Genomic DNA, 2,513 nt, shown 5'->3' with positions numbered 1-2,513 from the left:
GAACGTGTCCTATGCCGTCAACGTGCTGTCCATCGCGCGCGACGGTTCGCTCAAGAATGCGCGCATCTTCGAGTTCGACGCCAACGGCTATGTGCGCAAGCAGCTCGTCGCGTCCTCGGCACGCATCTTCGACGACCACTGGCAGCTGTCGGACGTCGAACTGCAGGACTACGAAACGCGCATCTCGGCAGAAAAGGCCCGCATCGTGACCACCAAGGTGCCGCAGCTCGACTGGCCGACCACGCTGACCAGCGAAATGGTGTCGGTGGCGCTGCTGCGGCCCGACCGAATGGGCACGCTGGACCTGTTCGACTACATCCGGCACCTGGAGGCCAACGGCCAGACCGCGCAGCGCTACGAGATCCAGTTCTGGCGCAAGGTCTTCTACCCGCTCTCATGCCTGGTGATGGTGGTGCTCGCCCTGCCCTTCGCCTACCTGCACTTCCGCCAGGCCGGCATCACCACCTACGTGTTCGGCGGCGTGATGATCGGCATCAGCTTCTTCCTGCTGAACAACGTCTTCGGCTATCTCGGCAACCTGAGCAACTGGTCGCCATGGCTGACGGCGGCGGCGCCCGGGCTCATCTATTCGGTGATGTCGCTGGCTGCCTTCAGCTGGCTGGTGCTTCGAAGGTAGCGAAAGATGGCCACGGGGAATGCAAGGGGCATCGTGCTGCTGGCCCATGGTTCGCGCGACGAACGCTGGCGCGAGCCCATCGAGGCGGTGGCCGCACGCGTGACGGCGCTCGACCCGCAGGCCCGCGTGGCCTGCGCCTACATGGAGCTTGCGGCGCCCGACCTGCGCACCGCGGCCGCGGCCCTGATTGCCAGCGGCGCCAGGAGACTTCGGGTGGTTCCGCTCTTCCTCGGCATGGGCAAGCATGCCCGCGAAGACCTGCCGCTGCAGGTGGATGCGCTGCGCCAGACCTGGCCGCAGGTCGACTTCCAGCTGGCCGGCATCGTTGGCGAAGAGCCCGAGCTGGTCGATCTGCTGGCCAGAATTGCAAGCAAATCTTGAACTTGCAGCAATTTCCATAGACTCCGAAGGCATAATGAATTCCGCAATAAGACGGAATTTGATATGAATCTGCACCAGTTCAAGTTTGTTCAGGAAGCCGTGCGGCGCAACCTGAACCTGACGGAGGCGGCGAAGGCGCTGCACACCTCGCAGCCGGGCGTGTCCAAGGCGATCATCGAGCTCGAGGAAGAGCTCGGCGTCGAGATCTTCGCGCGCCATGGCAAGCGCCTGAAGCGGGTCACCGAGCCGGGCCAGCACGTGATCGCGAGCATCGAATTGATCATGCGCGAAGTCGGCAACCTCAAGCGCATCGGCGAGCAGTTCAGCGCGCAGGACAGCGGCACGCTCTCGATCGCCACCACCCACACCCAGGCGCGCTACGTGCTGCCGGTGCCGGTGGCCAAGCTGCGCGAGGCCTACCCCAAGGTCAACGTGAGCCTGCACCAGGGCTCGCCCGACCAGGTGGCGCGCATGGTGATCGACGAGATCGCCGAAGTGGGCATTGCCACCGAGTCGCTCTCGGACTACACCGAGCTCGTGACCCTGCCCTGCTACGAATGGCAGCACGTGCTGGTGCTGCCCAAGGACCATCCGCTGGCGGCCAAGGAGCGCATCTCGCTCGAAGACCTGGCGCACGAGCCCATCATCACCTACCACCCGTCGTTCACCGGCCGCACGCGCATCGACCATGCCTTTGCGCAGAAGAAGCTCACGCCGCGCATCGCGCTCGAAGCGATCGACTCCGACGTGATCAAGACCTACGTGCGCCTGGGCCTTGGCGTGGGCATCGTGGCCGAGATGGCGGTGCGCGACGAATCGAACGCCGATCTCGTGGTGCGCCCCATGGGCCATGTGTTCGGCCAGAACATCGCGCGCGTGGCCTTCAAGCGCAGCGCCTACCTGCGCAACTTCGTCTTCAAGTTTGCCGAGCTGCTGTCCGACCGTCTCGACCGCAATCTGATTGCCAAGGCCCTGAGCGGCCACCAGCAAGACTACGAACTTTGATCCAGACCCCGATTCCGAATCCGATTCCGAGCACCACCATGAGCGCCCTTTCCTCCTCCCCCCGCACCCCGGAGATCGCCACCAAGCTGCCCGCCGTGGGCACCACCATCTTCACCGTGATGTCCGCGCTCGCGGCAGAGAAGAACGCGGTGAACCTCGGCCAGGGCTTCCCCGATTTCAACTGCGACCCGAAGCTGCTCGAAGACGTCACGGCCGCCATGGCCGCGGGCCACAACCAGTACCCGCCGATGCCCGGCATACCGGCATTGCGCGAGGCCATCGCGCGCAAGATCTCGGCGCTCTACGGCCACGACTACAGCGCCGCCGACGAGATCACCGTCACCGCCGGCGCCACGCAGGCGATCATCACCGCCATCCTTGCGGTGGTGCGCTCGGGCGACGAGGTGATCGTCCTGGAGCCCTGCTACGACAGCTACGTGCCCAACATCGAGCTGGCCGGCGGCCGCGTGGTGCGCGTGCCGCTGGTGCC

4 protein-coding genes are annotated in these 2,513 nt (G+C 65.2%); all 4 read left to right on the top strand.

Features of this window, described 5'->3' with window-relative positions; genetic code table 11:
- On the top strand, window positions 1-637 hold a 637-nt coding region (locus AC1DOC_RS29045), incomplete at its 5' end, for an LptF/LptG family permease (RefSeq protein WP_478131057.1).
- 6 nt (window positions 638-643) lie between these two features.
- Window positions 644-1,018, top strand: a complete 375-nt coding sequence (locus AC1DOC_RS29040) for a sirohydrochlorin chelatase (RefSeq protein ID WP_012747831.1) — start codon at window positions 644-646, stop codon at window positions 1,016-1,018.
- A 63-nt stretch (window positions 1,019-1,081) separates the two neighbouring features.
- The gene (locus AC1DOC_RS29035) at window positions 1,082-2,023 is read left to right on the top strand and encodes a CysB family HTH-type transcriptional regulator (protein WP_012747830.1); all 942 of its coding nucleotides are present in this window, start codon (window positions 1,082-1,084) and stop codon (window positions 2,021-2,023) included.
- A 38-nt stretch (window positions 2,024-2,061) separates the two neighbouring features.
- On the top strand, window positions 2,062-2,513 hold a 452-nt coding region (locus AC1DOC_RS29030; protein WP_478131056.1), incomplete at its 3' end, for an aminotransferase class I/II-fold pyridoxal phosphate-dependent enzyme.

The sequence above is a fragment of the Variovorax sp. 01T439_2 genome, from assembly GCF_056398445.1.
This window is presented reverse-complemented; position numbering and strand designations above follow the sequence as displayed.